This is a genomic window from Candidatus Cloacimonadota bacterium, from assembly GCA_011372345.1.
GTDB lineage: Bacteria > Cloacimonadota > Cloacimonadia > Cloacimonadales > TCS61 > DRTC01.
In genome coordinates, this window is sequence record DRTC01000153.1 from 1 (window position 1) to 3198 (window position 3198).

Below are 3198 nucleotides of genomic sequence, written 5' to 3' on the forward strand. Positions count from 1 at the left end.
AAATGGTTCATTATTTTGATCTCATTCAATTTCCCATAAATAAATTTATGGGTTTCTGAATTCAGACAAATTTTCAAAGAAGCCCACAAATTCATTTGTGGGAGATAATATTCAAAAGAGTAAAGGGAAACCATTTCAATGGTTTATAATTCAAATTATCTATAATATGAAAATAAACATAATGAACCCTCATTTCTTTTTTTTTCGTGTTTTTCGCAGGTAACAAATGAAAACAGAAATCATCATCAAAGGTGCTCAAGAGCACAACCTTAAAAATATAGATGTTATAATTCCCCGCAATAAATTGATCGTTGTTACCGGTGTCTCAGGTTCCGGAAAATCTTCTCTTGCTTTCGATACTCTTTATGCGGAAGGTCAGAGAAGGTATGTCGAATCACTTTCTGCTTATGCCAGACAGTTTCTCGGTCAGATGGAAAAGCCGAAAGTGGATTATATCGAAGGACTCTCTCCGGCAATTTCCATCGAGCAAAAAGCCGCCAGCAAAAATCCCCGCTCAACTGTCGGTACTGTTACCGAAATTTATGATTATTTACGTATCCTTTATGCCCGGATTGGAATTCAGCATTGTTATAATTGCGGAGATATAGTCGGTTCACAGACTGTTGATCAGATGGTTGATCAAATTCTGAAATCTCCGGATAAAACGAGAATTCAAATATTAGCACCAATCGTACAAAATAGGAAAGGAGAACACAAAGACGAACTTGAGGAAGCCCGGCAGGAAGGTTTTGTCAGAGTTGTGATCAATGGTGTCTTACGAGAGCTTTCCGAAGAAATCGTACTCGATAAAAAAAGTAAACACACCATCGATATCGTAGTTGATCGTCTCGTTCTCAAAGAAGGAATCCGCAGCCGCTTGATCGATTCTGTGGAAACTGCTTTGAAACTGACCGACGGTTTCATCAAAATTGATTTCGTAGATGAAAAACGATCTGAAATAATATCCGAAGCAAATTCCTGCACCAAATGCGGGATCGGATATCCGGAACTCACACCGCAGCATTTTTCCTTTAACAGCCCGATCGGGATGTGTAAATCTTGCAATGGTTTGGGAACAAGATTAGAATTTGATCCTGATCTGATCATTCCTGATAAAACAATCTCTATTATGCAGGGAGCAGTCGTTCATTGGGGAATCATGAATCAGAAAAAAAGCAGTTGGAGATTGAGGATCCTGAAATCTCTGGCAAAAGAACATGGTTTTTCTCTCGATACTCCGTGGAATAAATTATCACGGGAAATTCAATATATGTTGCTTTACGGTTCACAAAAAAAGATCAAATTATCTTGGTTTTCAGAAGATAGTTCAGGAGAATTCAATACTCGCTTTGAAGGTCTGATCCCAACTCTTAAACGGAGAATGAACGAAAACTCTTCCGAATATATGAAACGCTATTACCTGCAGTATATCAGCAACAAACCTTGTCCTGATTGTAATGGGAAAAAATTAAGGAAAGAGAGTCTTGCTGTCAGGATTTCCGGGAAAAGCATTGATGAAATTACGAATCTTTCCATTTCAGATGCGATAGATTTTTTTAAAAATCTGAAATTAAAAGGAAATGAAAAAATTATCGCGGAGGAAGTACTAAAGGAAATTCACAATCGACTTTCATTCCTGACAAATGTGGGACTTCATTATTTGACACTCGACAGAAAAGCTCCGACTCTTTCAGGAGGAGAATCACAGCGAATCCGTCTTGCCAGCCAGATCGGAAGCAGTCTGGTTGGAGTGATGTATATTTTGGATGAACCGAGTATCGGACTGCATCAAAGAGATAATCGCAGGTTGATCGAGATGCTTCTCCATTTACGCGATCTGGGAAATACGGTGATTGTGGTCGAACACGATGAAGGAATGATCCGTTCTTCCGACCAGATCATAGATTTTGGACCGAGAGCGGGAATTTTTGGTGGAGAAATTGTTTTTCAAGGAAATTTGGAACAAATCCTGAAATCTAAAAAATCTCTGACCGGAAAATATCTTGCTCGCAAACTAACGATCGATTATCCATCTAAAAGAATGAAACCGGATAAAAGAAAGATCACGATTAAAGGTGCTTTTCAAAATAATCTGAAGAAGATCAAGATGGACATTCCAATTGGATTATTCACTTGCGTTACCGGAGTTTCCGGTTCAGGAAAAAGTTCGTTGATCAATCAAATCCTTTTCCCGGCAATGTCTAACAAACTCAATCGCTCCAACTTGAAAGAAGGAAAATATGATAAGATTTCCGGTTACGAACATCTCGATAAAGTCATTGATATCGATCAGCAACCAATAGGCAGAACTCCTCGTTCCAATCCGGCAACTTACACCAAACTCTTCGATCCGATCCGCAATCTGTTTGCCGAACTTCCGGCATCAAAAATTCGCGGATATAAAGCCGGAAGATTTTCATTCAATGTCAAAGGTGGAAGATGTGAAGCCTGTCAGGGAGCAGGTTTGAAGCAGATTGAGATGCATTTCCTGCCGGATATTTATGTAACTTGCGAAGTTTGTAAAGGTCATCGCTACAATAAAGAAACATTAGCAGTTAAATTTAAGGGAAAAAACATTTCTGAAGTTCTGGATATGGATGTTCAGGAAGCGATCAAGCATTTCGAGAATATTCCCAAAATCACTAAAAAGCTGAAAACCTTGATCGATGTCGGACTCGACTACATCAAACTCGGACAGGCTTCCACCACTCTTTCCGGAGGTGAAGCTCAAAGGATCAAACTTGCTCGTGAATTGAGTAAAACCAGCACCGGACAAACTCTTTATATCCTCGATGAACCGACAACCGGTCTGCATTTCGACGATATCAAGAAACTGCTTAATGTTCTTCATCGACTTGTTTCCATGGGAAATACGATCGTGGTTATCGAGCATAATCTTGATGTGATCAAGTGTGCAGATCATATCATCGATCTTGGTCCGGAAGGCGGAGATGAAGGAGGAAAAGTTGTTGCAGTTGGAACTCCAGAGAAAATTGCGAAGGATGAAAAGTCTTATACAGGACAGTTTTTGAGGAAAGTGTTAGGATGATACATTATCTAATCTCCCTCTCCTTGTTCCCAAATTCCATTTGGGAATACAATTGGATGAAAAATTGTATTTTGAAAAAAGCATAAAGTAATTAGTATCTGAACGAAAACTATCAAAATTGGAGAAAGCTTGAATTAAGTTTGCTTTAG

The 3198-nt window shown here is 38.9% G+C and carries 1 protein-coding gene; it reads left to right on the top strand.

Features of this window, described 5'->3' with window-relative positions; translation table 11 throughout:
* Window positions 1-226: 226 nt before the first annotated feature.
* Complete coding sequence (uvrA, locus tag ENL20_02940) at window positions 227-3049, top strand: excinuclease ABC subunit UvrA (protein HHE37512.1); 2823 nt, start codon at window positions 227-229, stop codon at window positions 3047-3049.
* The last annotated feature ends 149 nt before the right edge of the window (window positions 3050-3198 follow it).